Source organism: Candidatus Accumulibacter sp. ACC005 (genome assembly GCF_907163215.1).
Lineage (GTDB): Bacteria > Pseudomonadota > Gammaproteobacteria > Burkholderiales > Rhodocyclaceae > Accumulibacter > Accumulibacter regalis.
Map to the genome: position 1 here is coordinate 41725 of NZ_CAJQUB010000007.1, position 25147 is coordinate 66871.

A 25147-nucleotide genomic window follows, 5' to 3' on the forward strand; every position below is an offset into this window, starting at 1 on the left:
TTGCAAGGGCATCGAAGTGTGAAAAAATGCGCTCAATCAATAGAATCGCAGGTTCCATCAATGCTTGATCGTGAAGGCTATCGCCCGAACGTCGGCATCATTCTTTGTAATACCAAGAACGAGGTGTTCTGGGGCAAGCGTATCAGAGAGCATTCATGGCAGTTTCCGCAAGGCGGCATCAAGCGGGGCGAAACGCCGGAACAGGCGATGTACCGTGAATTGCACGAAGAGGTAGGCCTGTTGCCGGAACATGTGTTCATCCTTGGTCGCACCAAAGACTGGTTGCGCTACGACGTTCCGACGCACTGGGTGAGACGCGAATGGCGTGGCAGTTACCGAGGCCAGAAGCAGATTTGGTTTCTGCTGCGGCTGATCGGGCGCGACAGCGATGTTTCCTTGCGCGCCTGCGACCATCCCGAGTTCGATGCCTGGCGCTGGAATCATTACTGGGTGTCACTCGACGCGGTAATCGAGTTCAAGCGCAGGGTCTACGAAGAGGCATTGAACGAACTCGCCCGCTTCCTGAACGCCGACCACCGGCGGGCACGCCGTTCCACGACGCCTGAGGCGATGGGTTTGGCGATCGAGGCGACAGGAAAGAAATGAAATCCACCGTCCCTGAACTGCGGCGACGCACGCGCCCCAGCTGTGCCGTATCCCTCTCGCGCCTGGCCTGCTGCTTCTTGCCGCTGGTCGCCTTTTTGTCGTCGCCGGCCTCTTCGGCCAGCGACGATAGCGATGGTGGCAGCTCTGCAAAGCAACGCGCAGAAGCGATCGAAGTCCGCTTCCCACCGTTTCCGCGGGCCGAGAACCTGATCCCGTTCACGGTCAGTGCGACCGCAGACAACAAATTCATGATCGACAGCGAGTCACTATCGGTGACCCCGGAGCGCGTCGTCTACTACACGCTGGTCATCGTGAGTTCCGCCGGCGCGCGCAACGTCAGTTATGAAGCGATACGCTGCGCCACCGGCGAGCGCCGAGTCTTTGGCTTTGGTCGCTCCGACGACACCTGGTCCAAAGCACGCAGCGAACAGTGGCTACGGATCGAGGAAAGCACGGTCAACCGGCAGCACGCAGCACTGTTTGGCGAGTATTTCTGCACCGTCGGCACCAGCCTGCGCGATGCCGATGACGCGCGCCGGATTCTCCGCTCCGGTGGCAATCGAACCAACCTTCGGCCCTAGGCTCGCCGATTTCTTTAACTCTCGACACAACAACGGGAAGAGCAAAGGCCGCGCATGATCACCGACCGCATCGTCATCGAGTTCGACAAGGCTCTGCGTACGCTTTTTGCGCCCGCGCCGACCACTCGTCGGGTGCCCGGCAGCGAGCAGCCCGAAGCGGAGCTGTCGGACAAGGAACGAGCGCACGCCGCGGCCCTGATGCGTATCAACCATGTCGGCGAGGTCTGCGCGCAGGCCCTCTACCAGGGGCAGGCGTTGAGCTGCAACGATCCGCAGGTCAGGCTGGCGCTGCAAGAAGCCGCGCATGAAGAAACGGAACACCTGGCCTGGACCGAGCGCCGCCTCGCCGAACTGCGTGGGCGGACCAGCCTGTTGAACCCACTCTGGTACCTCGGCGCCCTGTCCATCGGAATCGGCGCAGGCAAGCTGGGCGACACGTGGAGCCTGGGTTTTCTTGCCGAGACCGAGAGACAGGTCGAGGCACACCTCGACCATCATCTCAGCGATCTACCATGGCAGGACCTCAAGTCACGCGCGATCGTCGAGCAGATGCGCCTGGACGAGATTTCACACGCCGCGACCGCCGTGCGCCTGGGCGCTCGCGAATTGCCGGCCGGCGCCAGGCTGGCGATGCGCCTGGTGTCGCGCACGATGACGGGCACCGCCTACTACGTGTAGGCTGGACGCGGCGGCGCACGAGTAGCGAGGCACGCGGGCCGGCAGCCACTGCTGACTTCCGGGCGCACCCTGCACCGCACCTCACTCGTCGACGATTTCGAAGTCGTGCGTGATCTCGGCGGTCTTGCTGAGCATGCTGGTCGCCGAGCAGTACTTGTCCTTCGACAACTCGATGGCACGCGCCACCGCCTCCGGCTTGAGCTGCTTCCCGGTGACGCGAAAGTGGAAATGAATGCGGGTAAATACCCGCGGCTCGACGTCCGCGCGCTCTGCCTGAAGGCTGACCTCGACGCCTTTAACCGCATGCCGCCCTTTCTTGAGAATCAGGACGACATCGAAGGCCGCGCAACCACCGGCGCCAGCAAGCATCAACTCCATCGGACGGGGCGCCAGGTTGCGGCCCCCAGCCTCGATCGCCCCATCCATGACTACCGTGTGATTGGTCCCCGTTTCTGCGATGAACGACATCCCGTCGCCGGTCCACTTCACCTTACAGTCCATGCCCTTTCCTCCCCTCTTTTCCCAGCGGGCATGACAAGGTGTCAGACCCCGACCGCAAAGACCTGCGCCCGCCCCCTATTGTAGCCTCAAGGCCCATAGACCCGGCAGCCCGCACCAATGCTGCATTGCAGCATTTACGCCAAAAAACATCGTTCCCAGAAGGTCTACTTGAATTGCATATTGTGTAACGCATGTACCCAAGACATTCCACCACATTGTATTAATGGGTTTTGTATTTGCCTCCTTTCATTTCATTCTAGATTTGCGGAAAAAGATGGCGCAGCGCACAAATAATACTTGACCTTTACACTCGGGCGAGCCATAATGCTTTCAACGTAAGCAGTAAGCACCTTGCTGATCGGCCTTTTTTTCCGGTTGTCTCCTCCACCCTCCTCCTTTGGTGTGGATTTAGCGCGGCTCCAACGAGCCGCGCTTTTTTTTGTCTGCGATTGGCCGTCGATGATTGCAACGAGCAGTGGCCCCGCTCGCTGCCCGCCCAACGCCTGCGCAGCCGCCCGTCGCAAACGAATTTATTCTCCGCCGCGGCCAAAGATCGATTGACACCCACTGTACAGTTACCCTAAGATGCTGGGCTTTCCGTGATCAGGCAAATAAGGACGGCGTTTTTGATGAAGACTTTCTCCGCCAAGTCGCATGAAGTGACACGCGAGTGGCTTGTGGTTGATGCCACGGACAAGGTGTTGGGTCGCCTTGCAACCGAAATTGCTCGTCGCCTGCGCGGCAAGCACAAGCCTGAGTTCACCCCGCACGTCGATACCGGCGACTACATCGTCGTCACCAACGTCGAGAAGCTGCGCGTGACCGGCAACAAGGCCGAAGACAAGAAGTACTATCGCCACTCGGGCTATCCTGGCGGTCTCTACGAGACGAACTTCAGCAAGATGCAGCAGCGCTTCCCGGGCCGCGTCCTTGAACAGGCGGTCAAGGGCATGCTCCCCAAGGGGCCGCTCGGCTACGCCATGCTCAAGAAAATGAAGTGCTACGCCGGCACAACCCATCCGCACGCTGCCCAGCAGCCCAAGGTTCTGGAACTCTAAGGGGTCACAAATGGCTGATAACTATTTCTATGGCACCGGTCGCCGAAAGAGCGCCGTAGCGCGCGTATTCATGAAGCGCGGCAACGGCAGCTTCGTGGTCAACGGCAAGCCGGTCGATGAGTTCTTCACGCGCGTTACTGGCCGAATGATTGTTCGCCAGCCGCTGCAACTCATCGAGCAACTGCCGGACTTCGACATTCTGGTCAACGTCGGCGGCGGTGGCGAATCCGGACAGGCTGGTGCAGTGCGGCACGGAATCACGCGCGCGCTCATCGCCTACGACAACGAGCTCAAGCCGGCGCTTTCCAAGGCTGGCTTCGTCACTCGCGATGCACGTGAAGTCGAGCGCAAGAAAGTCGGCTTCCACAAGGCCCGTCGGCGCAAGCAGTTCTCGAAACGATAAGCCGCCGGTCACGAATCGGCTGCGAACCATTGCCCAGCCAGAAGCCGCCTCAGGGCGGCTTTTGTGTTTTGGGAAACTCGGAACTATGATGGCAGGCTATCCGGGAGTCTTTCATGATCAAGGTTGGAATCGTCGGCGGCACTGGCTACACCGGTGTCGAACTGCTGCGCTTGCTGGCACAACACCCACAGGTGCAACTTGTCGCCATCACCTCGCGTGGCGAGGCCGGCACGGCCGTCTCGGACATGTTTCCCAGCTTGCGGCGACGGCTGGATCTCAAGTTCGAGGATCCGGCCAGCGCTGATCTGCGCAGCTGCGATCTCGTTTTCTTCGCCACTCCCAACGGCGTCGCCATGACCCAGGCGCCGGCACTGCTCGACGCCGGGGTACGGGTAATCGACCTGGCTGCCGATTTCCGCATCAAGGACGTCGCCGAGTGGGAACGCTGGTATGGAATGTCGCATGCCAGCCCCGACTGGGTGGAAAAAGCCGTCTACGGACTGCCCGAGCACGACCGTTCCGGGATCAGCAAGGCTCGCCTGGTGGCCAACCCGGGGTGCTATCCGACAGCCGTCCAACTCGGCTTCATGCCCTTGGTTGAAGCGGGAGTGGTGGACCTTGGCCAATTGATTGCCGACACCAAGTCGGGGGTCTCGGGAGCCGGTCGCAAGGCCGAGATTCCGACATTGTTCGCGGAAGCCTCAGACAATTTCAAGGCCTACGCCGTCCCCGGGCATCGCCATCTGCCCGAAATCCAGCAAGGCCTGTCGACCATGGCCGCACAGCCGGTTGGCCTGACCTTCGTCCCGCATTTGACGCCGATGATCCGCGGTATCCATGCCACTCTCTACGCGCGTATCAAGAACGACGCCGACTTTCAGCGGCTTTTCGAAGAACGCTACCGTGGCGAAGCGTTCGTCGACGTCCTGCCCCCCGGATCGCACCCCGACACACGTTCGGTCCGCGCCGCCAATCTCTGCCGCATCGCCCTGCACCGGCCGCAGCAGGGAAAGGTCCTGGTCGTGCTTGCGGTCATCGACAACCTCGTCAAGGGCGCCGCAGGACAAGCGGTGCAGAACATGAACATCATGTTCGGCCGACCGGAAACCGAAGGCCTTTGGCAACTGGCGGTGCTTCCCTAAGGCTCGAACGCCCGCGCCAGCACGCGTGGGCATCAACGCCTCGAGCGCATGCGCGGCGCCCGCCGTCCGCCTCCGGCCAGTAGCTCCATAGGATATTATTCATCGACAGCGCCGGGCCAACGGCGAAGGAGGCCAGGCGAACGCTTGAGCGGCTGCTCGCGGTCCGCCAGGAAGGCAAAAATGTTATCATCCGCTTGCCGTCGAAGGCGGCCCAGCGATCATCGGAGTATCGTCTTGAAATCAAGCACACTCAGCGCATTGAAGGGTTTTTTTCAGTGTCCGTTGGCGCCACGCTGAAAAACGTCGAAGCTCGCGTCTTGCAGGACGGCCAGCTTCGCGCCCGGCAGATGCCGGCGCGCTCGCGCTCAGCGAACAAGCAAGAGTCGAGGGCAGGATCACGCTGTCGCATGCGGCAATCAATGGCAACGTCATGGGTTCGATTGTGGCCAGCGACGCGCTGGAACTCCTCCCCAACGTACGTGTCAGAGGTGACGTTGAATACCGTCAAAGCGAAGTTCAGCTCGGAGCCATTGTCGAGGGCCGCCTGATGCGTCAGGCAGGCACCGGCACAGCGAAACTAAAACTTGCTTCAAGTGGCTGACTTTCTCGTCAGCAGTCTCATCAGATAACAGCTTCAGGAGGATCACCAATGAACGCAGCAACTGAAATACCCATGCCTTTCGTCTTTACCGACAACGCGGCCGGAAAAGTGAAGGAATTGATCGAGGACGAAGGCAATCCCGATCTGAAGCTTCGCGTTTTCGTCACCGGCGGAGGATGCTCCGGCTTCCAGTACGGTTTCACCTTTGACGAAGTCGCCAACGACGACGACACGGCACTGCAGAAGAATGGCGTAACGCTGCTCGTCGACCCGATGAGCTATCAGTACCTGGTGGGCGCTGAAATCGACTACACGGAAGGCCTCGAAGGCTCGCAATTCGTCATCAAGAACCCGAACGCGTCGACCACCTGCGGTTGCGGTTCCTCGTTCTCGGTCTAGCTGAAGGCAAGCAGGAAAGCCTCTCGTTGGCATCGCTGTCCTGTCTCACGCCGCAGGACAGCCGCACTCGCACACCCCAGCCTAGCCGCTGGCCAACCAGGTCGACCGACTTGGTCACAGACTCCCGGCCGCCGCGAACCCGAGCGCGTGTCGAGCGCCACTAGCCCCTGCCGGGGTCGCCGGCGCGCTTCGTCGGGTTGAACCAGCGCCACAGCAAGCCCTGCGCATCATGCCCGGTAAGTACGTATTCGAGGGCATTGCGATTGTCGAGCGCGAGGTTCTGCGCTGTCTTGGCGGCCCGCGTGCCGGCAAACAGCAGCTCGTCACCCGGTTTCAGGACCGTTTCATCTTCGGGCAGTTCCTGGTCGCGTCCGTCGCGCACCAGCAACAGCGGCAGCAAGGGCAGGAAGTCCTGGCGCGCGGCCGGATCGCGCCGCAATATCTCCATACGGATGGTCACCTGCTCCATCATGAGAAGCTTGTGCGCTGCCGGCGCGTCTGCGGCATTCAGTCGCACGCTCCAGACCAGGGGTACGCGGTGGACACAGAGCTCCTCAAGTTGCCGGGCGACGCTTGCCGCGCGCGTGTCCGGCCAGGCGCGGACATGGCGCAGGAAACGGGTCAGCAATGGCGAGGTGATCAGCGCCATGCACTCGCGTGCGACGATCCGTGACGGAACCATGGTGAAGTCGGCATCATAGGCGTCGAAGAGGACTTCGTTGGCCACCCGGTTCTGGCGCACCACGACGAATAGCGCCGGGTTGATCTCCTTGGCCGTCATCGCGATCGACAGGTTGTTGGTGTCATTGTCGCCACCGGCGACGATGCCCACCGCGGTTTCTATTCCTGCCAGCCGCAGGGGCTCCGCTTCCATACCGTGGCCGACGATGTGGCGAACCGTGGCGGGCAGATTCTGTTCCGGCGCGATGACCGTCAGGCTGACGCCCTGCCGCTCCAGATTACGTACCACCGCCTGCCCGAACAGACCATAGCCACAAACGACCCAGTCGCCAACCGGCGGATCGTGCCGCTCGGGTACTTTCTGTCCGGGCAGCCCGGTGAGCAGGTCGACCAGACGGAACCAACTCGGTGAATGAATCGCCTGCGCCAGATAGTCGGCAAACTTCTCGAAGTGATTGACCACGTAGTGCGTCCCAAAGGACATCATGTTGCGCTCCACCGACGGGCTGGCGACGCGCGCCACGACCATCAGCCGCGGATTGACCAACCGGCTGGCAATGGCCACCGCAAGATTGGCCGAATCGTCGTCTGTGATCGCCAGCACGCCGCGACAACTACGGTGCTTCAAGCCGGCGAGAATCAGGTTTTGCGGTTGCGCAGCATCGGCACAGAGGACGAGAATGTCCGCCGCGAAATCCTCGAGTTCCACTTCCTGGATGCGCTGGTCATTACGCTCGAGGGCCACCACCCGGATGCCGCTGCGATCGAGCGCGCGCGCAATCAGCATCCCGGTTTCGCCACAGCCGCAGACGATGTAGAAAGGCTCGCCGAGATGCCGTACCCGGCGCGCAAACTGGCCGCTCTGCAGGACCTGCTGAAAACCCTTGTCCTGGACCAGCGCGAGCAGGCTGATGATCGAGTATGACCAGCCGATCACCGAGAGGAAAATGCACACCGTGACCCACATCCGCTGGGCGTCGGAAAAGGGCACCGGAATCTCGCCAAAGCCGATCGTACTGGCCGTGTAGCTGACGAAATAGAAGGCGTGAAAGAAACTCATCGGCGGCGCTGGCCGACCTTGCGCATCGATGCCGGGAACCAGCGTCAGTCCGAGCGTGGACACCGCATACAGGACAATCAGCACGATCAGCGGCACGCGCATCCGCCGCAGGGCGAGAAAGAAGATGCTGGTGTTCATTCCGGCGTCGCCATCAGCGCCGCAACATCACCGTCTCGGCAATCAACAACACCAGCGAAACGAAGTTGGCCAGCAAGGCCCCGCCACTGAGCGAAACGACACTGGTAGTGACGTCGGCCGACATTCCCTCGCCGGTGACATGCACGGCGATGGCCCACACGCAGGCCGCCGCAACCAGTTGCAGGTCGGCCACCAGGCTGGTCGACAGGTGCACCGCGCCGATCTGCGTGCGGTCGCCGAACTTCAGGACAGTGGCAATCAGGTTGACGACGATCGCGGCAAACAGCTCGTAGATGTGGTGGTGCGTCGGATTGTCGATATCGCCGATGAAGAAGCCGAAGTTCAGCGTTGCCGCAAGAACGATGAAAAAACCGAAAATCACCTTCTCGAGATTCATGAGCACCTTCTCCACGGCAGACCAGGCCAGCGCACGATCGCCCGGCACTTAGCTCGACAGCATACTCGCCTGAGCTAGGAAAGAAAACCGGCCAGCAGCCGCGCCGGTGAGCGGTGATGCAGAAGGCCGCAAAGGTCGCTAAGGCACCGCGATGCTCACCGCGGCAGCGGCAGCGTCACCGCCAGCGGCGCTCTTGCGCCGCGCCAGCAGGCTGTAGACGGTAGGCACGACGAAGAGTGTGAAGAAGGTGCCGAGGAGCAGGCCGCCAACGATCACCCAGCCGATCTGCTGGCGACTCTCGGCGCCGGCGCCACTGGCCAGGGCGAGTGGAATCGTCCCCAGCACCATCGCACCAGTGGTCATCAGAATCGGCCGCAGGCGCATTTCCGCAGCGTCGATCACCGCCTCACCGACCGCCTGCCCCCGCTCCAGCAACTGGTTGGCGAACTCGACAATCAGGATGCCGTGCTTGGTGATCAGGCCAACCAGGGTCACCAGCCCGATCTGGCTATAGACGTTGAGCGAACCGCCGCTGAGCAGCAGCGCCAGCAGCGCACCGGTCATCGACAGCGGCACCGTGAGCATGATGATGAAGGGATCGCGAAAACTCTCGAACTGGGCAGCCAGCACCAGATAGATGAAAGCCAGCGCGAGAACGAAAGTCAGCGCCAGCGACGACGACGAAAGCTTGAACTCACGCGACTGGCCCGCGTAATCAACCGCGTAGCCGGCCGGCAGAACGTGCCCGGCGGCCTCGTCCAGAAAGCGCAGCGCATCCCCCATGCTGTAGCCCGGTGCGAGGTTGGCGGTGATGGTCACCGCCCGACGCTGACCGAAATGGTTCAGCTCACGGGGACTGACGGTTTCGCTGACAGAGAGCAGATTGGCCAGAGGAATCATGCTGCCGTCCTTGGCGCGGACAAAGATGTCACGGATGTCGGAAGGCGTCGCACGATCGCTGTCCGCGACCTGCACGATCACGTCGTACTGCTCGCCCGCGCGCTTGAAGCGCGTCACCTGGCGACCGCCGAGCATCGTTTCCAGCGTGCGCCCGACGGTCTCGATCTGCACACCGGTATCCGAGGACTTGTCACGATTGACCAGCACCGAGAGCTCGGGTTTGTTGAGTTTGAGATCGGTATCGACGTTGGTAAAGCCCGGATTCCTGGCCACCTCGGCGAGAATCTTGCCGGTCATCTGCTCCAGCTCGACGTAAGACGCCGAGGTCAGGATGACGAAGTTGACCGGCCGCTCGCGCGGATTCTGACCGAGCGAAGGCGGCTGCACCGGAAACGCCAGCACGCCGGGAATGCCCATGAACTTCGGAAACAACTCCTTGACCACCGCACCCGAATTGCGCGAACGCTCGTCCCAGTCGCTCAGCCCGACGAAGGAAATGCCCTGACTGACGGTCGGGTTGCCAGCGACGACGAAGTAGCGCTCGACGTCCTTGGTATTGGCGTAGATGTCTTCGAGTTGGCGCGCGTACCTGTCGGTATAGTCCAGCGTCGCGCCTTCCGGGGCCAGAAAGACGCCGAGAATGATGCCCCGGTCTTCAACCGGCGCCAGCTCGGACTTCAGCGCCTTGAGCAGGAAGACATTCGACCCGGCAACGACGGCGAAAACCAGCATCACCAGCCAGCGCCGCTGCAGGGCCATGGTCAGCGCCCGACGATAGCCCCGCGTCAGCCCGTTGAGGACGTTCTCGACCCAGACGTAGACCTTCCCGTGGCGCGTCTCGTGTTTCAACAGCAGCGAACACATCATCGGCGAGAGGGTCAAGGCAACGAAACCCGAAACCAGCACCGCGCCGGCCAGGGTCAGCGCAAACTCGACGAACAGCTTGCCGGTGCGACCGGTCATGAACGCCACCGGCGCATACACGGCGGCCAGGGTAATGGTCATCGCCACGACCGCGAAACCGATCTCCTGCGCTCCCTGCCGGGCTGCCTGCTGCCGCGGCATGCCCGCTTCGATGTGCCGGTAGATGTTCTCGAGGACGACGATCGCGTCATCGACGACCAGGCCAATGGCCAGCACCAGCGCCAGCAGGGTCAGCGTGTTGATGCTGAAGCCGAGCATCAGCATCAACGCAAAAGCGCCGATCAGCGACACCGGAATGGTCACCAGTGGAATCAGCGTCGCGCGGAAGTTGCGCAGGAAGAGGAAGATGATCAGCAGGACCAGCAACATCGCTTCGCCAATGGTCTCGAAAACCGCGTCGATCGAACGTGCGATGAACACCGACGAGTCGTAGGCGATATTTACCGTCATTCCCTCGGGCAGCTCGTCGATCACTTTCGGAAGTTCGCTGCGCAGCGCCTTCGACAGCTCGAGCGGATTGGCCGTCGCCTGCTTGATGACCCCGAGAGCGACGGCCGAGCGACCCTTGAAACGAACGCTGCTGCGCTCGGATGCGGCGCCGACTTCGACCCGCCCGAGGTCAGCGATGCGCACCGGGTAGCTGCCTTTGCCGTCGCTGGCCTGCTTTACGATGATCGCGGCGAACTGTTCCGGCTCGGTCAGATCGGTCCTGGCGACCACCGAGAACTCACGGCTGCGGCTTTCGATGCGCCCGGCCGGCACTTCGACGTTCTGCCGGCGCAGCGCATCCTCGACATCCTGTGGCGTGAGATTGAAGGCCGCCAGGCGATCGCGGTCGAGCCAGATGCGCATGGCGTACCGGCGTTCGCCGAAAACGCGCACGTCGGCGGCTCCCGGCAGCGTCTGCAGGCGCGGCTTGACAATGCGGTTGGCGACGTCAGTGACTTCCAGCGCCGAATGGTGGTCGGACGAGAACGCCAGCCAGATGATCGGATTGGCGTCGGCTTCGACCTTGGCGATCACCGGCTCGTCGATGGCCGTCGGCAATTTGTTGCGCACCCGTGAGACACGGTCGCGAACGTCCGCCGCCGCCGAATCGGGATTGCGCTCCAGCTTGAAGCGCACTGAAATCTGGCTGTTCTCCTGGCGCGAAATCGAGGTAATCACGTCCACCCCCTCGATACCGGCCAGCGAGTCCTCGAGCGGTTTGCTGATCTGCGATTCGACGATCTCGGCAGAGGCGCCGCGATAGGTGGTGTCGACGGTGACCACCGGTTCGTCGATCTTGGGATACTCGCGCACCGGCAGGCGGGTATACGAGACCAACCCGACGAGCATGATGGCCAGCGAGAGCACCGTCGCAAACACCGGCCGACGGATGCACAGATCGGAGATTTTCATTTTCCGCTACCTGCCGCAGCGGCCGCCTTGCCGTCGCTCGCCGGCGCAGCAGCGGGCGCGCCCGCGCCCAGCGAGCGTACCGGAGCACCATCGCGCAGCTTCAGCTGGCCGGCAGTGACGATCTCGTCGCCGGCGCTCAAGCCCTCGACAACCTCGACCTGGGCGTTGCGGCGCAGGCCGGTCTTGATCGGCACGCGTTGCGCCTGGCCATCGACGACGCGATAGACGTAAGGCGCCTTGCTGTCGGGAACCAGCGCCTGCTCCGGAATCAACAGCACCTTGTCGCGCCGGTCGAAGATCAGGCGGACGCGGACGAACATCCCCGGGCGCAGCTTCCGCTCGCTGTTCGACAGCTGCGCGCGCAGAGAAATGGCACGACCGCTGGCCTCGACCAGCGGATTGATCGCCTCGAGCACCGCCGCGAAGACCTGCCCCGGCAGCGCGTCGCTGGACACTTCCAGTGGCTGCCCTGGACTGAGTTGCGCCAGATACGATTCCGGCAGGCGGAAGTCGACCTTCAGCGTCCCGATGTCCTCGATATTGATCAGTTCCTGGCCTTCCTTGACGTAGTCGCCGACGCTGACATTGCGAATACCGAGGACCCCGGAGAACGGCGCCCGGATACGCGTCTTGTCGAGCCTGGCCTGCGCCAGGGCCAGCGCCGCCTCCTGTACCTTCAGCGCCGCCTGGGTATTGTCCAGCGCCTGCCCGCTGACGAATTTCTTGGCGAACAGGTCCTGCGTCCGCTGCTGATTGGCCTGGGCCAGCGCCAGAGCCGCCTTCGCCTGATCGAGCTCGGCTGCCTGCGTCGCGTTGTCGAGCGCCACCAGCAGCGCGCCCTTGCTGACTGCGACGCCATCCTTGAAGTTGATCGAAGCGATACGGCCGGCGATCTCGGGGCGCAGGACGACCGACTCGTTCGAGCGCAGGGAGCCGACTGCAGTGGCATCGACCGCGAGTTCCGACGCTTGCACGCGCGCTGTCTCGACCGCCATCGGGAAAGCACCCGGCGGCGCGGGGCGGGCGACTTCCTTGCCGGCGCCAGCGGCTGGCGCCGGCGGCAGCGTCGGCGCACTGGGCAGACGAAAACCCGTATAGGCGAGGTAGCCGACGGCGACAAGTCCGACCATTGCGACAGCCAGAACCACGAATCGATGATTTCCGCGCGACATGGCGATCCAAATCCGCCGCCGCAGCGGCCAAGTGAAGGGTCTGCAAAGCAGCCAACAGCATGCTGGCCGCCGGCGGGCGAAGTGTACCGAAGCCAGCTCGCATCGCCAACCCCGCTGCAGCCGGGGTGCGCAAGCTGCGGCGCCCGCCGGCCGCCAGTGCTAAAGTTCGCCCCGAGACCTGCCGTTAACCGTTTGTCTGCCGAGTGTCTGAAGGCCACTCGGATAGCTTGTGCAGCGGCCCTGCGAATCGAGAGACCGCCGCTGGCGAGGAATGAGGAGAAAGCCGAGCCGTGAGAATTCCCGCTGAAGTCGTACCGCCCGCCACCAACGTCGGCAGAGAGCCCGACGATGTCAGCAAGCCGGAGCCCGTCACCGGTGCAAAAGGCATCGGCAGCGGCCTCTCGACCGCGCTGCCCAAGCACCCCTGGCCTGCCCGTGAGCGGCGGCCGCGAGAGCAGGCGCGGCGCGCGCAGCAAGAAACCCCCGAAGCCACGCCGGCCGAGACGGCCGAGGCGGCAACTCCGCCCGGAGCGGTCGAGCGCCGGCAGAAGGAACGCCGCTCCAGCACGCAAGCGGTGATACTCGACACCCGTTCAGAACGCGGGCGTCGAAAAGCCGGCGGCGACGTCAAGATCAACATCAAGGTCTGACCACCAGGCGCTCGCCACACGGCGGCGAACAACGAGTGCCGGCAAAGGCGCCGGCAAACGCGCAGCGCCGCTGTCCCGGCTTTGGCGCAGAAAGTCCTATCCCCCGTCGTCATGGCGCACGCCCTTCACACCAGCGTGGTCTGCGCCTCGCCCTCGTTGCGCGCCTTGATGCTGCCGATGACCAGTGCCGGCTCGCCAGCGTCGTTCAGAATCCTGACCGCCTGTGACGCGTTCTCGCGAGCGACGACGACGACCATGCCGATCCCGCAGTTGAAGACGCGGTGCATTTCGTCATCGCTGACGCCGCCTTCGTGCTGTAGCCAGTCGAACAATTTCGGCCGCTGCCACGCCGCCTGGGCGATCTCGGCACGAACATTTTCGGGCAGGATGCGCGGAACGTTACCGGTCAGCCCGCCGCCGGTAATGTGCGCCATCCCCTTGACCGGCAGAGCCTGCATCAGCGCCAGGAGCGGCTTGACGTAGATCCGTGTTGGCGCCATCGCCGCGTCGGCCAGGGTCCGCTCGCCGTCGAACGGCGCGGCCAGGTCGGCACCGGAACGGGCAACGATCTTGCGCAGCAGCGAATAGCCGTTGGAATGCGCCCCCGACGACGGCAACCCGAGCAGCACATCGCCCGGGACGATCGTTGCGCCATCGATGACCGCCGACTTTTCGACGACGCCGACCGCGAAACCGGCGAGATCGTATTCGCCTTCGGGATACATCCCCGGCATTTCGGCGGTCTCGCCGCCGATCAAGGCGCATCCGGCCAACTCGCAGCCCTCGGCAATGCCCTTGATGACGCGCGCCGCGGTCCCGACATCGAGCTTGCCGCAGGCCAGGTAATCGAGGAAGAAGAGCGGTTCGGCACCTTGCACGAGAATGTCGTTCACGCTCATCGCCACCAGGTCGATACCGATCGTGTCATGCCGCCGGAGCTGAAATGCGAGCTTCAATTTGGTGCCGACGCCATCGGTACCGGAGACCAGAACCGGCTCACGGTAGCGCTTCGGGACCTCGAACAGGGCGCCAAAGCCGCCGATACCGCCGAGAACGCCTTCGCGCAGCGTCTTCCTGGCAAAGGGCTTGATACGTTCGACGAGTTCATCGCCGGCGTCAATGTCGACACCGGCATCGCGATAGGAGAGAGATTCCAGAGTCATCTTGTAGCGCGTCCCGAGCAAGGCAGGCAGATGCCGCGTAGTGGTAGAATGGACCACTTTGCTCTGCCCGATCCCGAATCTTATCCGAAATGGCCCTCCCGCGTGCTGATCGCACCGCAAACCGACAAGCCTGACCCCCCCCGGATGCGCCAGTTGATTCTCGACCTGCTGCCCGAAGAGCGGCCCAGCTTCGAGAATTTTGTCGCCGGCGGCAACGCTGAAGCGCTGACCGGACTGGCCGCCTGGCTGGCGCCGGTCAACCGCGAGCCGCTGTTCTTTCTCTGGGGCGAGGCGGGTGCCGGGAAATCGCATCTGCTGCAGGCCAGCGAAGCCGCGTACAGCGACGCGCGCATCGACCCCGATCTCGCGCAAATCGCGCCGGATGGCTGCACGCACGCCGTCGATAACGTCGAAGCGCTCAGCGCGCGTGGGCAAATCAGCCTGTTCAACCTGATCAATCGCCTCTGCGCCAGCGGCGGGCGATTGCTCGCCGCAGCCAGCGTGCCGCCGCTACAACTTCGCTTGCGCGAGGACCTGCGTACGCGCCTCGGCAGCAGCCTGGTGTACCGGCTGCAGCCCCTGAGCGACGGCGAAAAGCTGGCCGCGCTCGGCGAGCAGGCGCGGGCGCGCGGTTTGCTCCTGCCGGCGGAGGCCTTCGCCTATCTTTTCCTGCGCGCGCCACGCGACATGCGCAGCCTGACGGCCCTGTTGATGGCCATCGACCGTTACTCGCTCGAGCACCAGCGCCCGGTCACCCTGAGCTTGCTGCGCGAAGTTCTGCAGACGCCACTGGAGCGCTGAGCTGCGCGAAAGGCATAGCCATGGATCTTGTTCTTTTTGACCTCGACAATACCCTCATCGCCGGCGACAGCGACTTTGAATGGGCGCAGTTCCTGATCGCCAAAGGCGTTCTCGACCGCGCCTTGTACGAAGCCCGAAACCTCGAGTTCTACGAACAGTACAAGGCCGGAACGCTCGATATCGAGATCTTTCTCGACTTTCAGCTGCAGCCCCTGGCGCGCTACCCGCGCGCGCAACTCGACGCCTGGCTCGGCGAATTCATGCGTCGACACATCCTGCCGATTGTCGGTCGCAAGGCACGCGCGCTGGTTCACCACCATCTCGACAGCGGCGCCCTGTGCGCCATCGTCACCGCCACCAACAGCTTCGTCACCGCGCCGCTGGCCCGCAATCTCGGCATCGCGCACCTGATCGCCACCATTCCGGCGCACGAGAACGGGCAATTCACCGGCCAGCCGCGCGGCACACCCTCGTTCCGCGAAGGCAAGATCATCCGCGTCGAGGACTGGCTCGAAGCGATGGGCCTGTGGTGGGGCAGTTTCGAGCGCAGCTGGTTCTACAGCGACTCGCAGAACGACCTGCCCTTGTTGTCGAAGGTCAGCAATCCGGTCGCGGTCGACCCTGATCCGACGCTGCGTGCGCACGCCGAAACCGCCGGCTGGCCGGTCATCAGCCTCCTCGGCTGAAGCGGACGGCGGATCGAGCGCTGATCGCGCGGGCAATATCGGCTATCATGCCGCGCCTATAGGGCCACAACACAGGAACAAGAAGCAAGCGATGATCCGCAAGTTCATATCCCGCGTTCTCGGAAGAAAAAACGCTGGCAACCGCAACCAGCCGGCGATCATCGCGGCCAGCCAGCACGGTCTGCAGCGTGAACAGATCAGCCGTGGCTGCCGGCAGACCGTCGAGGCCCTGCAGGAGAATGGCTACCAGGCCTACATCGTCGGCGGTGCGGTTCGTGACCTGCTCGCCGGATTGACGCCGAAGGACTTCGACGTCGCCACCAACGCCACGCCGGAGCAGGTCCGGCGCTGTTTCCGCCGCTCGCGGATCATCGGCCGCCGCTTCCAGATCGTGCACGTGAATATGGGTGTGGAGACCATCGAAGTCACCACCTTCCGCGGCCATCACGGCGAGCAAGGCGAGCACGGCGGCAACAAGGCGCAGACCGACGCGCAGGGCCGCCTGCTGCGCGACAACGTCTTCGGCAGCCAGTCGGACGACGCCGCGCGCCGGGATTTCACGGTCAACGCGCTGTACTACGACCCGAGCTCGGAAACGATCATCGATTACCACCACGGTGTCGCCGACCTGCAGCAGAAGACCCTGCGCATGATCGGGGACCCGAAGACACGCTACCGCGAAGACCCGGTGCGCATGCTGCGCGCCGTGCGTCTGGCGGCCAAGATCGGCCTGGCCATCGACCCCGCGGCGCGGCGGCCGATCCGCGAAATGGCCGATCTGCTCGACAACGTGCCGCCGTCGCGACTCTTTGACGAGATGCTCAAGCTGCTCACCTCCGGGCATGCCCTGCGTTGCGTCACGCGCCTGCGTGAAGAGGGACTGCACGCCGGCGTACTGCCGCTGCTCGACGTGATTCTCGAGCAGCCGCTTGGCGAGCGCTTCGTCGCCCTCGCGCTCGAAGCCACCGACCGGCGCGTCGAAGAAGGCAAGCCGATCTCGCCGGGCTTCCTCTTCGCCACCCTGCTCTGGCATCAGGTCCTGGCCACCTGGGAGCCGCTGAAAAGCCGCGGCGAACCGCCGATCCCGTCGCTTTTCGTGGCCATGGACGAAGTCCTGCACGTACAGGCGGAAAAGCTCGCCATCACCCGGCGCATTGCCGGCGACATCAAGGATATCTGGGGTCTGCAGCCGCGCTTCGAACAACGCTCGGGAAAGCGACCCTACGGCGTCCTGCAGCAACCGCGTTTCAAGGCCGGCTACGACTTCCTGCTGCTGCGCGCCGAGTCCGGCGAAATCGACCCGGCGATCGGCGACTGGTGGAGCGAATTTCTGCACGCAGGCGACGAGGCGCGCGCGGAGATGCTGCTACCAGCGGCGCCGGCCAGCGTCAAGAAACGCCGTCGTCGTCGCCGTCGCCCAGCCGACGACAGCGAGCAGAAACCCGACGCCGCAGAATGAGTGACGGCGACAAGACATCGACGCACCCCGAGCAACCCCACTCCGCTCTCGCCACCCCCACCGAGCACCTGGCCTACGTCGCGCTGGGCGCCAACCTGGCCGACCCACAGGCGCAGGTCCGCGCCGCCGCGCGCGCGCTGGCCGGCGTCGCCGAATGCCGGCTGCAGCGCCTCTCGTCGCTGTATCGGACGGCACCGGTGGGAGGCCGCGTAATCCGCCGCCAGGCCGATTTCATCAACGCCGTTGCTGCTCTGCACACCCGCCTGACACCGGCGCAGCTGCTCGACGCCCTGCTGGCCATCGAACGGGTGTTCGGACGCCGCCGCGAGTATCATCACGCCCCGCGCACACTCGACCTCGACCTGCTGCTCTACGACGACCTGGTCGTCGATAGCCAGCGCCTGAGCCTACCTCACCCGCGCATGCACCTGCGCGCCTTCGTCATCGCACCGCTGCTCGAAATCGCACCGCAGGCGCCGATCCCCGGCCGCGGCAGCGCTGCCGCCTGGTGGCCGGCGGTCAGCAGGCAAGCCGTCGAGAGGCTGGCCGACTAGCCGCGCCGGGGCTGCGCGGCGGGCCCGCTCTGGAACTGCCGACGACGCCAGAATCCCGGCCCGCCTCAGTCGGGCAATCCGTCGTGGCTGCCGCGTGGTTTGACAATCGCCTCGTAGTAAGCGAATGCATCGCGCAGGTGCTCGCGCAGTTGCTCCTCTTCCCAGGGCTTGGTCAGGAACTTGTAGATCGATCCCTGATTGACGGCGTCGATCACCGAATCGAGCTGGGTGTAGCCCGAAATGACCAGCCGCACGGTGTCCGGGTGCAGCAGCTTGACCCGGGCCAGGAACTCGGTACCGCTCATCTGCGGCATGCGCTGGTCGGAAAGAATCACCTGCACCTCGTCTCGGGCCAGGATTTCCAGCGCCTCCAGAGCACTGTTCGCGGTCAGCACGCGGTAGCTCTGGCCCCGCAGGACGCGGCGAATCGACGAAAGGATGCTCGGCTCGTCGTCGACGACCAGCAGGCTGTGCCGCTCACTCGGCGTTCCGCCGACCGGCAGCGACCGGCCCGTGCTGAGCAAGGTGGCGAAATCGTCCGCCGGCAACGGCTTGCTGAACAGATAGCCCTGCATCTGGTCACAGCCGTTCTTTTTCAGGTAGCCGAGTTGAGCCTCGGTCTCGACCCCTTCGGCGACCACCTTGAGGTGCATGCGGTGCGCCAGCGCGATCACCGAAGTGGCGATATTGGCGTCCTTGGGATCGCTAACGATGTTGGTGACGAATGAGCGGTCGATCTTCAGCTCGTCGACCGGGAAGCGACTCAGGTAGGCGAGACTCGAATAGCCGGTACCGAAGTCGTCGAGCGAAAGGCCGACCCCGATCTCGCGCAGACGTTCGAGTCGCTTGATGGCCTGGTCCGGCGCGGCCATGAGCATGCTTTCGGTCAGCTCCAGCGTCAGCATCCGCGGGGCGACGGAATGGCGGCTCAAGGCCGCGGCGAGTACCGACTCCAGCTCCGGGCTGGAAAACTGGCGCGCCGAGACATTGACCGCCACCTTGACCACCGGCAGGCCGGCATCGCTCCAGGCGCGGATCTGCCGGCAGGCCTCGTCGATGACCCAGGCGCCGATGGGCACGATCAAGCCGGTCTTCTCGGCCAGCGGCACGAAGCTGGCCGGCGGCACCAGTCCGGCACCGGGTCGCTGCCAGCGCAGCAGCGCCTCGCCACCGACGATGACGCCGCTCGCCAGATCAAGCTTCGGTTGGTAGTGCAGGAGCAATTCGCCATTGCTCAGCACCCGCCGCAGCGCGTTCTCCATTTCCAGGCGCTCGAGTGCACCCTGGCCAAGTTCATCGGTGTACAAGGCGTATTGATTGCCGCCGCGCTCCTTGGCCCTCGACATGGCTGCGGTGGCCGTGCGCAGCAGCTCGTTTGCCGTCGTGCCGTCTTGCGGAAAGACGCTGATTCCGACACTGGCGCGGGCGTAGGCTTCATGTCCATCGGCCAGCATGAAAGGCGTGGCGAGTGCGGCCAGCAGGGCGCGTACGGTGCTCTCCGCATTCTCGGCGTCCTGCCGACCCTCGATCACCGCGGCGAATTCGTCGGCCGCCAGGCGCCCGAGTGTGTCTTCCTTGCGCAGGCGGGCCTTCAGGCGAGCGGCGACGGCCAGAAGCAGCTCATCGCCGAGCGTGTGCCCGAGGCTTTCATTGACGTTCTTGAACTGATCCAGGTTGATGATCAGCACCGCCGTCTTGCCGCCTTGCCGCTGTGCGCGGTCGAGACCGTGCTGCAGGAGCGAGCGCAACAACAAACGGTTCGGCAGGTCGGTCAGCGGATCGTAATGGGCCAGACGCTCGACCTGTTCCTCGCTGCGCTTGAGCTTGGTCAGATCGGTGAACACGCCGACGTAATGCGACGCCTGACCCTGCTCGTCATTGACCACGCTCAAGGTTGCCCACTGCGGATAGATCTCGCCATCCGCCCGGCGATTCCAGATCTCGCCCTGCCAATGGCCGGTCTGCGTCAGGCTGGCCCACATCGCCTGATAAAAGGCCCGATCGTGGCGTCCGGACTGCAGGAAGCGCGGGTTTTTGCCGACCACGTCAGCCGCCGCGTAGCCGGTAATCTCGCAAAAGGCCGGGTTGACGGTGATGATCTCGCCGCCCAGGGCAATCATCATCACCCCGTCGCGAGTGCTTTCCAGGGCCGTTGCATAGAGGCGCTGGCGTTCCTTGAACTCGTGCTCGGCGCTGAGATCGTTCCAGCTGCCGATGACTTCGAGTGCTTTCCCCCTGGCGTCGCGAATCAAGCGCATGTCGTCACGCAGCCAGCGGACGCCGCCGCTGGCGTCGAGAAAGCGATATTCGTGCGTCAGTTCGCCATCGTCGAGCAGGCGCGTTTGCGCGCTGCCAAGAACACGATCGCGATCGTCGGCGTGCAGGTGCGCCGACCACCAGTCCGGCGCCATGCAGTCAGCGGGCGCATAACCCATCACCCGCGTGATGTTCTCGCTGACCCACACCGGCAGAAAGCGTTCGTTGCGTTCGCCGCGTTCGCCGTCCACGCGTAGCGCGTAGAGAACGGTCGGACTCGCCGCCAGCAGGTGTGCCAGACGGCTGCTCGTCTGGCGCAGGCTCGACTGCTCACGCCGCAGTTGCGCGTGGCGCAGCGCGTTTTCCAGAATCGTCGGCAAACCGGAAAGATAGCCGCTCTTCTTGATCACGTAGTCTTCGAGGCCGAGACGCAGGGCAGCGGCGACCACGTCCTCGTTGCCCTGGCCGGTGACGAGCACGATCGGCAGGTCGAGGCTGCGCTGATCGCGCACCGTCTTGGCGACGTCGAGCGCGTTCAGCGCCGGCAGTTGATAGTCGAGCAACAACAAGTCGTAGCCGAGAGCTTCGTCGGCGTGCTCGGGCAGATGCGCCAGGGCCTCCTCGCCACTGTCCACGACGTCGAAGCGGAAAAGCGGCGCGTGCTCGGCAAAATGGCGCTGGGTGAGGTCGATATCGAAACGGTTGTGCTCGGCGTAGAGGACGCGCATGAGCCGCCCCTGGCGCGCGGAGCGGGTGCGAAAACGATCGAGCGCCGCCGCCAGAACGCGCGTCAGTTGCTCGCCATAGTTGCCGTGCTTGCTCAGGTAATCGTCTGCCCCGGCCTTCAGCGCAGTCAGCGCCGACGCCTCGTCACCGGAACCGGTGAGCACGACAAAGGCCAGCGGCAGCCCTTGCCCGCGCACATGCGCGAGCAGATCGAGGCCGCTGCCGTCGGGAAGGTTGAGGTCGGCAAGAACGATGTCGAAGTCGGCGGCGCCGACTTGCAGCCGTGCGCACGCCGCAGCGACGCTGCTGACGACTTCGACCGCCGTTTCGGGTGCGTTGCGGGCGAGCGCGCGCAGGCCGAGGTCGGCGTCGCTGGCGTTGTCTTCGAGATAGAGAACGCGGCGCGGAGCGCTATGCTGCCTGGACGCCTTCATTCGACAGCCTAGCGCGGCGGCGTGTTGAGCAGGCACCAGTACATCTCGACCTGCGCCGCAACGTCCATGAACTTGACGAAATCGACCGGCTTCACGATGTACGAATTGGCGCCCATGCTGTACGCGGCCTCGATGTCCTTGTCCTCTTCCGAAGTGGTCAGCACGACCACCGGCAGCGTACGGCTGACCGCATGCGCCTTCAACCGGGAGAGCACCTCGAGGCCGTCGATGCGCGGCAGCTTGAGATCGAGCAGGATCAGCAGCGGCGGCGTCTCGCCAGCTTCCCAGCGAGGAATCCAGGCCAGCGCCTCCTCGCCGTCGCGGGCCACATTCACCGGGTTGACCAGGTGCCGCTTGGCAAAGGCGCGCAAGGTCAGATCGACGTCGGCAGGATTGTCTTCGACCAGCAGGATCGGCCGATGCAGGCGCTCCATCATCACGCGGTCATCTCCAGAAAAAATCGCGGCGCGAGTCTCGCCAGTGCCGGCAGGCCGATCAGGATTTCGCCAGCCGGCCCATCAGGAAGAACTCGTCGTTCGGCCGCATGGACGTCATGTTCGCCAGGCGATTGGACATCGCGAAGAAGGCCGCCACGGCGCCGATGTCCCAGATGTCCGGGTCGGAGAAGCCGTGCTCGCGCAAGGCAGCGAAATCAGCCTCGCCGACTTCCGCGGCGTGCAGCGAAACCTTGAGCGCGAAGGCGAGCATCGCGCTCTGCCGTGGCGTGATATCGGCCTTGCGGTAATTGACCGCCACCTGATCGGCGATCTGCGGGTTCCTGGCGCGCACGCGCAGGATCGCGCCGTGCGCGACGACGCAGTACTGGCAGTCGTTGGCGCCACTGGTGGCGACGACGATCATCTCGCGCTCGGCCTTGCTCAGACCGCTCTCCTTTTCCATCAGCGCGTCGTGATAGGCGAAGAAAGCGCGGAACTCGTCGGGTCGATGGGCAAGGGTCAGAAAAACGTTGGGGACGAAGCCGGCTTTCTCCTGCACCGCAAGGATGCGACTGCGCACGTCCTCGGGCATTTCGTCGAGCGACGGCACCGGAAAGCGACTGATCGGCTTGTCCATGGCTCGGTCCTCGGCAATGCCGACTGGCAGATCTTCGCGCTTGTGGGTGGGAAGCGAATTCATCTCTCTCTCCGTGGTCACCAATCATTTATCCCCTGCATGATACACAAATCTGCAAAAACCACGCTCCAAGAAGGGCGGTTCGACGCTCGCCAGTGCCGACCCGGACGCCGAGACAGTCGACGTTTGCCGGCGTGCATCAAACAGTGCTGAAGCAGAGATACTTGATCTCGAGGTACTCGTCGAGCCCGTGCTTCGAGCCTTCGCGGCCCAGCCCGGACTGCTTGACGCCGCCGAAAGGCGCCACCTCGTTGGAAATCAGGCCGGTATTGATGCCGATCATGCCGTATTCGAGCGCTTCGCCGACGCGCAGGCAACGCGCGACGTCACGCGAATAGAAGTAGGCGGCGAGACCGAACTCGGTGTCGTTGGCCATGCGTACCGCTTCCTCTTCGTCGGCAAATCTGAACACCGGCGCCAGCGGACCGAAGGTTTCTTCGCGCGCGACGCGCATCTCGCTGGTCACGTCGGCGAGCACCGTCGGCTCGAAGAAAGTCCCGCCGCGCTCATGCCGGCTGCCGCCGGTGACCACCCGCGCGCCCTTGCGCAGCGCGTCTTCGATGTGCGCCTCGACCTTCTTCAACGCCGCTTCGTCGATCAACGGTCCCTGCGTAACGCCTTCGTCATTGCCCGGACCAACGCGCAGCGACTGCACGCGCCTGGCCAGCCGGGCCACAAAAGCGTCATAAACGCCGTCCTGAACCAGCAGCCGGTTGGCGCAGACGCAGGTCTGGCCGGTGTTGCGATACTTGGCAACCAGCGCCCCTTCGACGGCCGCATCGACGTCGGCGTCGTCGAAAACGATGAATGGCGCGTTGCCGCCCAACTCGAGCGAAAGCTTCTTGATCGTCGGCGCGCTCTGCGCCATGAGCAGGCGGCCGACCTCGGTCGAACCGGTAAACGACAACTTTCGAACCAGCGGGCTGGCGGTCAGCGTCGCGCCAATGGTCTGCGGGTCGCCGGTGAGGACGTTGAAGACGCCGGCCGGCAGCTCCGCGTCGTGCGCCAGCCGGGCCAGCGCCAGCGCCGTCAGCGGCGTCTGCTCGGCCGGCTTGACGACCACCGTACAACCGGCGGCAAGCGCCGGCGCCACCTTGCGGGTAATCATCGCCAGGGGGAAGTTCCACGGCGTTATCGCCGCACAAACGCCGATCGGCTGGCGAATGGTCAGCAGCCGCCGGTCGGCGGCCGGACTGGGAATGCTTTCGCCGTAGGCACGCTTGCCCTCTTCGGCAAACCACTCGACAAACGACGCCCCGTAAGCGACCTCCCCGCGCGCCTCGACGATCGGCTTGCCGCATTCGGCAGTCATCAACTGCGCCAGGTCCTCGGTGTTGTCGACGATCAGATCGAACCAGCGGCGCAACAGCGCGGCGCGTTCCTTGGCCGTCTTCGCCTGCCATGCCGGCAGCGCCACGGCAGCAGCTTCGATCGCCCGCCCCGTCTCGGCGGCGGTCATCAGCGGCACATCGGCAATCGCCACGCCGCTCGCCGGGTCGACGACGGCCAGCGTACGGCCATCGTCGGCGGCTTCCCAGCGACCATCGATGTAGCAATCGGAGCGCAACAGGCGCGGATCGTTCAGGTGCATGACAATCTCCGGATTTCTGAAAACCGCAGTTTATACTGTGCGCCATGCGTGCACTACAGATCCTCGTCGCTATCGTCATGGCGCTGCTGCTGGCCGCGTGCAGCGCCACGCCCGAGCGCAGGGCGAGCCAGTCGGCGGCCAGACCGGTGGCCAGTGAAAAAGGCATGGACGTGGTGATCTTCGCGCTCGGCCTGGTCGATACGCGTTACCGCTTCGGCGGCAAGAACCCCGAAGCCGGCTTCGACTGCAGCGGCATGGTCGCCTACATCTACGGACAGGCGGCCGGGGTCAAGGTCGGCGGCAGCGCGGCAGACATCGCGCGCCGCGGCCGTCCGGTCGACCGCGATGAGCTGCGTCCAGGCGACCTGGTCTTCTTCAACACCCGCAACGCCTCCTTGTCACACGTCGGCATCTACATCGGCGACGATCGTTTCGTACACGCGCCGTCGACGCAAGGCCAGGTGCGCATCGACAAGCTGGCCGCCAACTACTACGCGCAGCGCTTCGAAACGGCGCGCGCGTATTTCTAGCAACGGCGGCGCGGCCCGCTGCCAGGCAGCAAGTCCCTGCGCCATCAATCGTTGCGCAGCTCGACACGGCCGTCGACGACGCGCACCCGGTCACCCTCGCGCACCACAGGCTCGTCGACCTGTTCAAAGGCCGCGAAGCTGCCGTCTTCGTAGCGCACGGTGACGATGTGGACCAACATCGGCGCGGCCGCCTGGCGGGCGTCCTTGACCGTACTCCCGGAGCCGAAGATCGGCGTGGTCAGCATGTGCGCGTCGGGTGAATCGAAATCACGTCCCGCAGCATTGCCAGGATCGCGCCGACCCGGCCCCTGGCGATTCTCGGTGCGCGTCCGATAGACCACACCGCAACGGTCGCAAGGCCCGCTACGCTGCTCCTGCTGCATCTCGCGATAGGTATCTTCGGCACTCGGCAACTGCAACTGCAGTGTGCTCTGCGCCAGCGCCGGGGGCGGCAAGGCAAGGGCCAGCAACACGCCAGCGACGACAATCCGGTGTTTCATGACAGGCAACTCCCTCTCTGC

General features: G+C 64.1%; 24 protein-coding genes and 1 pseudogene. 14 read left to right on the forward strand and 11 right to left on the reverse strand.

Annotated elements, in window-relative coordinates:
- Positions 1–60: 60 nt before the first annotated feature.
- Genes QZ613_RS09610 through coq7 form a run of 3 tightly spaced genes read left to right on the forward strand, consistent with a single transcriptional unit; the run spans position 61 to position 1865 of the window.
- On the forward strand, positions 61–606 hold the full coding sequence (locus tag QZ613_RS09610) for an RNA pyrophosphohydrolase (RefSeq protein WP_043570685.1): 546 nt from the start codon (positions 61–63) through the stop codon (positions 604–606).
- Entirely contained in the window at positions 603–1187 is a 585-nt protein-coding gene (locus QZ613_RS09615; RefSeq protein WP_291982162.1) for a CNP1-like family protein, read from the forward strand. The genes QZ613_RS09610 and QZ613_RS09615 overlap by 4 nt, the downstream gene beginning before the upstream one ends.
- A gap of 57 nt (positions 1188–1244) precedes the next feature.
- Positions 1245–1865, forward strand: coding sequence for a 2-polyprenyl-3-methyl-6-methoxy-1,4-benzoquinone monooxygenase (gene coq7, locus QZ613_RS09620; protein WP_043570767.1), 621 nt, complete (start codon positions 1245–1247; stop codon positions 1863–1865).
- A gap of 81 nt (positions 1866–1946) precedes the next feature.
- On the opposite strand, the gene QZ613_RS09625 is transcribed toward coq7, so the two are convergent.
- Positions 1947–2366 (reverse strand): OsmC family protein, encoded by a 420-nt coding sequence (locus QZ613_RS09625; RefSeq protein WP_043570688.1) that lies wholly within the window; start codon positions 2364–2366, stop codon positions 1947–1949.
- 629 nt (positions 2367–2995) lie between these two features.
- On the opposite strand from QZ613_RS09625, the gene rplM reads away from it, so the two are divergent.
- The 5 genes and pseudogenes from rplM (at position 2996) to erpA (ending at position 5969) form a co-directional block, all read left to right on the forward strand.
- Positions 2996–3424: a 50S ribosomal protein L13 gene (gene rplM / locus QZ613_RS09630; RefSeq protein WP_042331563.1), complete on the forward strand. Its 429-nt coding sequence runs from the start codon at positions 2996–2998 to the stop codon at positions 3422–3424.
- A 10-nt stretch (positions 3425–3434) separates the two neighbouring features.
- Complete coding sequence (gene rpsI, locus QZ613_RS09635; RefSeq protein ID WP_043570691.1) at positions 3435–3827, forward strand: 30S ribosomal protein S9; 393 nt, start codon at positions 3435–3437, stop codon at positions 3825–3827.
- Positions 3828–3940: 113 nt separating this feature from the next.
- Positions 3941–4969, forward strand: coding sequence for an N-acetyl-gamma-glutamyl-phosphate reductase (argC, locus tag QZ613_RS09640; protein ID WP_043570694.1), 1029 nt, complete (start codon positions 3941–3943; stop codon positions 4967–4969).
- A gap of 358 nt (positions 4970–5327) precedes the next feature.
- Positions 5328–5570: pseudogene (locus tag QZ613_RS21110) on the forward strand (polymer-forming cytoskeletal protein); the annotation flags it as partial.
- A 48-nt stretch (positions 5571–5618) separates the two neighbouring features.
- Positions 5619–5969 (forward strand): iron-sulfur cluster insertion protein ErpA, encoded by a 351-nt coding sequence (gene erpA / locus QZ613_RS09645; RefSeq protein WP_043570698.1) that lies wholly within the window; start codon positions 5619–5621, stop codon positions 5967–5969.
- A gap of 160 nt (positions 5970–6129) precedes the next feature.
- Here erpA and QZ613_RS09650 read toward each other — a convergent pair whose 3' ends face one another.
- The 4 genes from QZ613_RS09650 to QZ613_RS09665 all read right to left on the reverse strand — a co-directional run bounded on the left by QZ613_RS09650 (position 6130) and on the right by QZ613_RS09665 (position 12642).
- Positions 6130–7848: an NAD-binding protein gene (locus QZ613_RS09650; protein ID WP_043570702.1), complete on the reverse strand. Its 1719-nt coding sequence runs from the start codon at positions 7846–7848 to the stop codon at positions 6130–6132.
- A 13-nt stretch (positions 7849–7861) separates the two neighbouring features.
- A complete protein-coding gene (locus QZ613_RS09655; protein ID WP_043570771.1) occupies positions 7862–8245 on the reverse strand; it encodes a DUF6394 family protein in 384 nt (127 codons plus the stop codon).
- 138 nt (positions 8246–8383) lie between these two features.
- Complete coding sequence (locus tag QZ613_RS09660) at positions 8384–11470, reverse strand: efflux RND transporter permease subunit (protein WP_291982164.1); 3087 nt, start codon at positions 11468–11470, stop codon at positions 8384–8386.
- A complete protein-coding gene (locus tag QZ613_RS09665) occupies positions 11467–12642 on the reverse strand; it encodes an efflux RND transporter periplasmic adaptor subunit (RefSeq protein ID WP_043570705.1) in 1176 nt (391 codons plus the stop codon). The genes QZ613_RS09660 and QZ613_RS09665 overlap by 4 nt, the downstream gene beginning before the upstream one ends.
- 290 nt (positions 12643–12932) lie before the next feature.
- Here QZ613_RS09665 and QZ613_RS09670 point away from each other — a divergent pair, with 290 nt between their 5' ends.
- Positions 12933–13292 (forward strand): hypothetical protein, encoded by a 360-nt coding sequence (locus QZ613_RS09670; RefSeq protein ID WP_043570708.1) that lies wholly within the window; start codon positions 12933–12935, stop codon positions 13290–13292.
- A 125-nt stretch (positions 13293–13417) separates the two neighbouring features.
- On the opposite strand, the gene purM is transcribed toward QZ613_RS09670, so the two are convergent.
- On the reverse strand, positions 13418–14455 hold the full coding sequence (gene purM / locus QZ613_RS09675) for a phosphoribosylformylglycinamidine cyclo-ligase (protein WP_043570774.1): 1038 nt from the start codon (positions 14453–14455) through the stop codon (positions 13418–13420).
- Positions 14456–14503: 48 nt separating this feature from the next.
- Between purM and hda the strand changes: the two genes are divergently transcribed.
- The 4 genes from hda (at position 14504) to folK (ending at position 17955) form a co-directional block, all read left to right on the forward strand.
- Positions 14504–15256, forward strand: coding sequence for a DnaA regulatory inactivator Hda (hda, locus tag QZ613_RS09680; protein WP_291922355.1), 753 nt, complete (start codon positions 14504–14506; stop codon positions 15254–15256).
- A gap of 20 nt (positions 15257–15276) precedes the next feature.
- Entirely contained in the window at positions 15277–15942 is a 666-nt protein-coding gene (locus QZ613_RS09685; RefSeq protein ID WP_043570715.1) for an HAD family hydrolase, read from the forward strand.
- Positions 15943–16033: 91 nt separating this feature from the next.
- Positions 16034–17401: a polynucleotide adenylyltransferase PcnB gene (gene pcnB, locus QZ613_RS09690; RefSeq protein WP_291866635.1), complete on the forward strand. Its 1368-nt coding sequence runs from the start codon at positions 16034–16036 to the stop codon at positions 17399–17401.
- Positions 17398–17955 carry a 2-amino-4-hydroxy-6-hydroxymethyldihydropteridine diphosphokinase gene (gene folK, locus QZ613_RS09695; protein WP_291866632.1) on the forward strand — a complete coding sequence of 186 codons (558 nt, stop codon included), beginning with the start codon at positions 17398–17400 and terminating at the stop codon, positions 17953–17955. Before pcnB ends, folK begins: the two co-directional genes overlap by 4 nt.
- Before the next feature lie 65 nt (positions 17956–18020).
- On the opposite strand, the gene QZ613_RS09700 is transcribed toward folK, so the two are convergent.
- From QZ613_RS09700 to QZ613_RS09715, 4 genes are all read right to left on the reverse strand, one after another.
- Positions 18021–21371, reverse strand: a complete 3351-nt coding sequence (locus QZ613_RS09700) for an EAL domain-containing protein (RefSeq protein WP_291982166.1) — start codon at positions 21369–21371, stop codon at positions 18021–18023.
- A gap of 8 nt (positions 21372–21379) precedes the next feature.
- Positions 21380–21808 (reverse strand): response regulator, encoded by a 429-nt coding sequence (locus tag QZ613_RS09705; RefSeq protein ID WP_291863284.1) that lies wholly within the window; start codon positions 21806–21808, stop codon positions 21380–21382.
- Between the two features lie 58 nt (positions 21809–21866).
- Positions 21867–22445, reverse strand: coding sequence for a peroxidase-related enzyme (locus QZ613_RS09710; protein ID WP_291982267.1), 579 nt, complete (start codon positions 22443–22445; stop codon positions 21867–21869).
- 199 nt (positions 22446–22644) lie between these two features.
- On the reverse strand, positions 22645–24096 hold the full coding sequence (locus tag QZ613_RS09715; RefSeq protein ID WP_291982168.1) for an NAD-dependent succinate-semialdehyde dehydrogenase: 1452 nt from the start codon (positions 24094–24096) through the stop codon (positions 22645–22647).
- Positions 24097–24140: 44 nt separating this feature from the next.
- On the opposite strand from QZ613_RS09715, the gene QZ613_RS09720 reads away from it, so the two are divergent.
- On the forward strand, positions 24141–24626 hold the full coding sequence (locus tag QZ613_RS09720) for a C40 family peptidase (RefSeq protein WP_043570725.1): 486 nt from the start codon (positions 24141–24143) through the stop codon (positions 24624–24626).
- Between the two features lie 44 nt (positions 24627–24670).
- On the opposite strand, the gene QZ613_RS09725 is transcribed toward QZ613_RS09720, so the two are convergent.
- Positions 24671–25126 carry a hypothetical protein gene (locus QZ613_RS09725; protein ID WP_043570727.1) on the reverse strand — a complete coding sequence of 152 codons (456 nt, stop codon included), beginning with the start codon at positions 25124–25126 and terminating at the stop codon, positions 24671–24673.
- Positions 25127–25147 lie beyond the last annotated feature (21 nt).

Bases quoted from the DNA above. Each gene is read 5' to 3' on its own strand.
- QZ613_RS09725 (WP_043570727.1), bottom strand. From the start codon at position 25,126: ATGAAACACCGGATTGTCGTCGCTGGCGTGTTGCTGGCCCTTGCCTTG.
- argC (WP_043570694.1), top strand. From the start codon at position 3,941: ATGATCAAGGTTGGAATCGTCGGCGGCACTGGCTACACCGGTGTCGAA.
- QZ613_RS09705 (WP_291863284.1), bottom strand. From the start codon at position 21,808: ATGATGGAGCGCCTGCATCGGCCGATCCTGCTGGTCGAAGACAATCCT.
- rplM (WP_042331563.1), top strand. From the start codon at position 2,996: ATGAAGACTTTCTCCGCCAAGTCGCATGAAGTGACACGCGAGTGGCTT.
- QZ613_RS09720 (WP_043570725.1), top strand. From the start codon at position 24,141: ATGCGTGCACTACAGATCCTCGTCGCTATCGTCATGGCGCTGCTGCTG.
- hda (WP_291922355.1), top strand. From the start codon at position 14,504: ATGGACCACTTTGCTCTGCCCGATCCCGAATCTTATCCGAAATGGCCC.
- QZ613_RS09660 (WP_291982164.1), bottom strand. From the start codon at position 11,470: ATGAAAATCTCCGATCTGTGCATCCGTCGGCCGGTGTTTGCGACGGTG.
- QZ613_RS09715 (WP_291982168.1), bottom strand. From the start codon at position 24,096: ATGCACCTGAACGATCCGCGCCTGTTGCGCTCCGATTGCTACATCGAT.
- QZ613_RS09610 (WP_043570685.1), top strand. From the start codon at position 61: ATGCTTGATCGTGAAGGCTATCGCCCGAACGTCGGCATCATTCTTTGT.
- QZ613_RS09710 (WP_291982267.1), bottom strand. From the start codon at position 22,445: ATGGACAAGCCGATCAGTCGCTTTCCGGTGCCGTCGCTCGACGAAATG.
- QZ613_RS09615 (WP_291982162.1), top strand. From the start codon at position 603: ATGAAATCCACCGTCCCTGAACTGCGGCGACGCACGCGCCCCAGCTGT.
- QZ613_RS09625 (WP_043570688.1), bottom strand. From the start codon at position 2,366: ATGGACTGTAAGGTGAAGTGGACCGGCGACGGGATGTCGTTCATCGCA.
- rpsI (WP_043570691.1), top strand. From the start codon at position 3,435: ATGGCTGATAACTATTTCTATGGCACCGGTCGCCGAAAGAGCGCCGTA.
- pcnB (WP_291866635.1), top strand. From the start codon at position 16,034: ATGATCCGCAAGTTCATATCCCGCGTTCTCGGAAGAAAAAACGCTGGC.
- QZ613_RS09665 (WP_043570705.1), bottom strand. From the start codon at position 12,642: ATGTCGCGCGGAAATCATCGATTCGTGGTTCTGGCTGTCGCAATGGTC.
- folK (WP_291866632.1), top strand. From the start codon at position 17,398: ATGAGTGACGGCGACAAGACATCGACGCACCCCGAGCAACCCCACTCC.
- QZ613_RS09650 (WP_043570702.1), bottom strand. From the start codon at position 7,848: ATGAACACCAGCATCTTCTTTCTCGCCCTGCGGCGGATGCGCGTGCCG.
- erpA (WP_043570698.1), top strand. From the start codon at position 5,619: ATGAACGCAGCAACTGAAATACCCATGCCTTTCGTCTTTACCGACAAC.
- QZ613_RS09700 (WP_291982166.1), bottom strand. From the start codon at position 21,371: ATGAAGGCGTCCAGGCAGCATAGCGCTCCGCGCCGCGTTCTCTATCTC.
- QZ613_RS09685 (WP_043570715.1), top strand. From the start codon at position 15,277: ATGGATCTTGTTCTTTTTGACCTCGACAATACCCTCATCGCCGGCGAC.
- QZ613_RS09655 (WP_043570771.1), bottom strand. From the start codon at position 8,245: ATGAATCTCGAGAAGGTGATTTTCGGTTTTTTCATCGTTCTTGCGGCA.
- purM (WP_043570774.1), bottom strand. From the start codon at position 14,455: ATGACTCTGGAATCTCTCTCCTATCGCGATGCCGGTGTCGACATTGAC.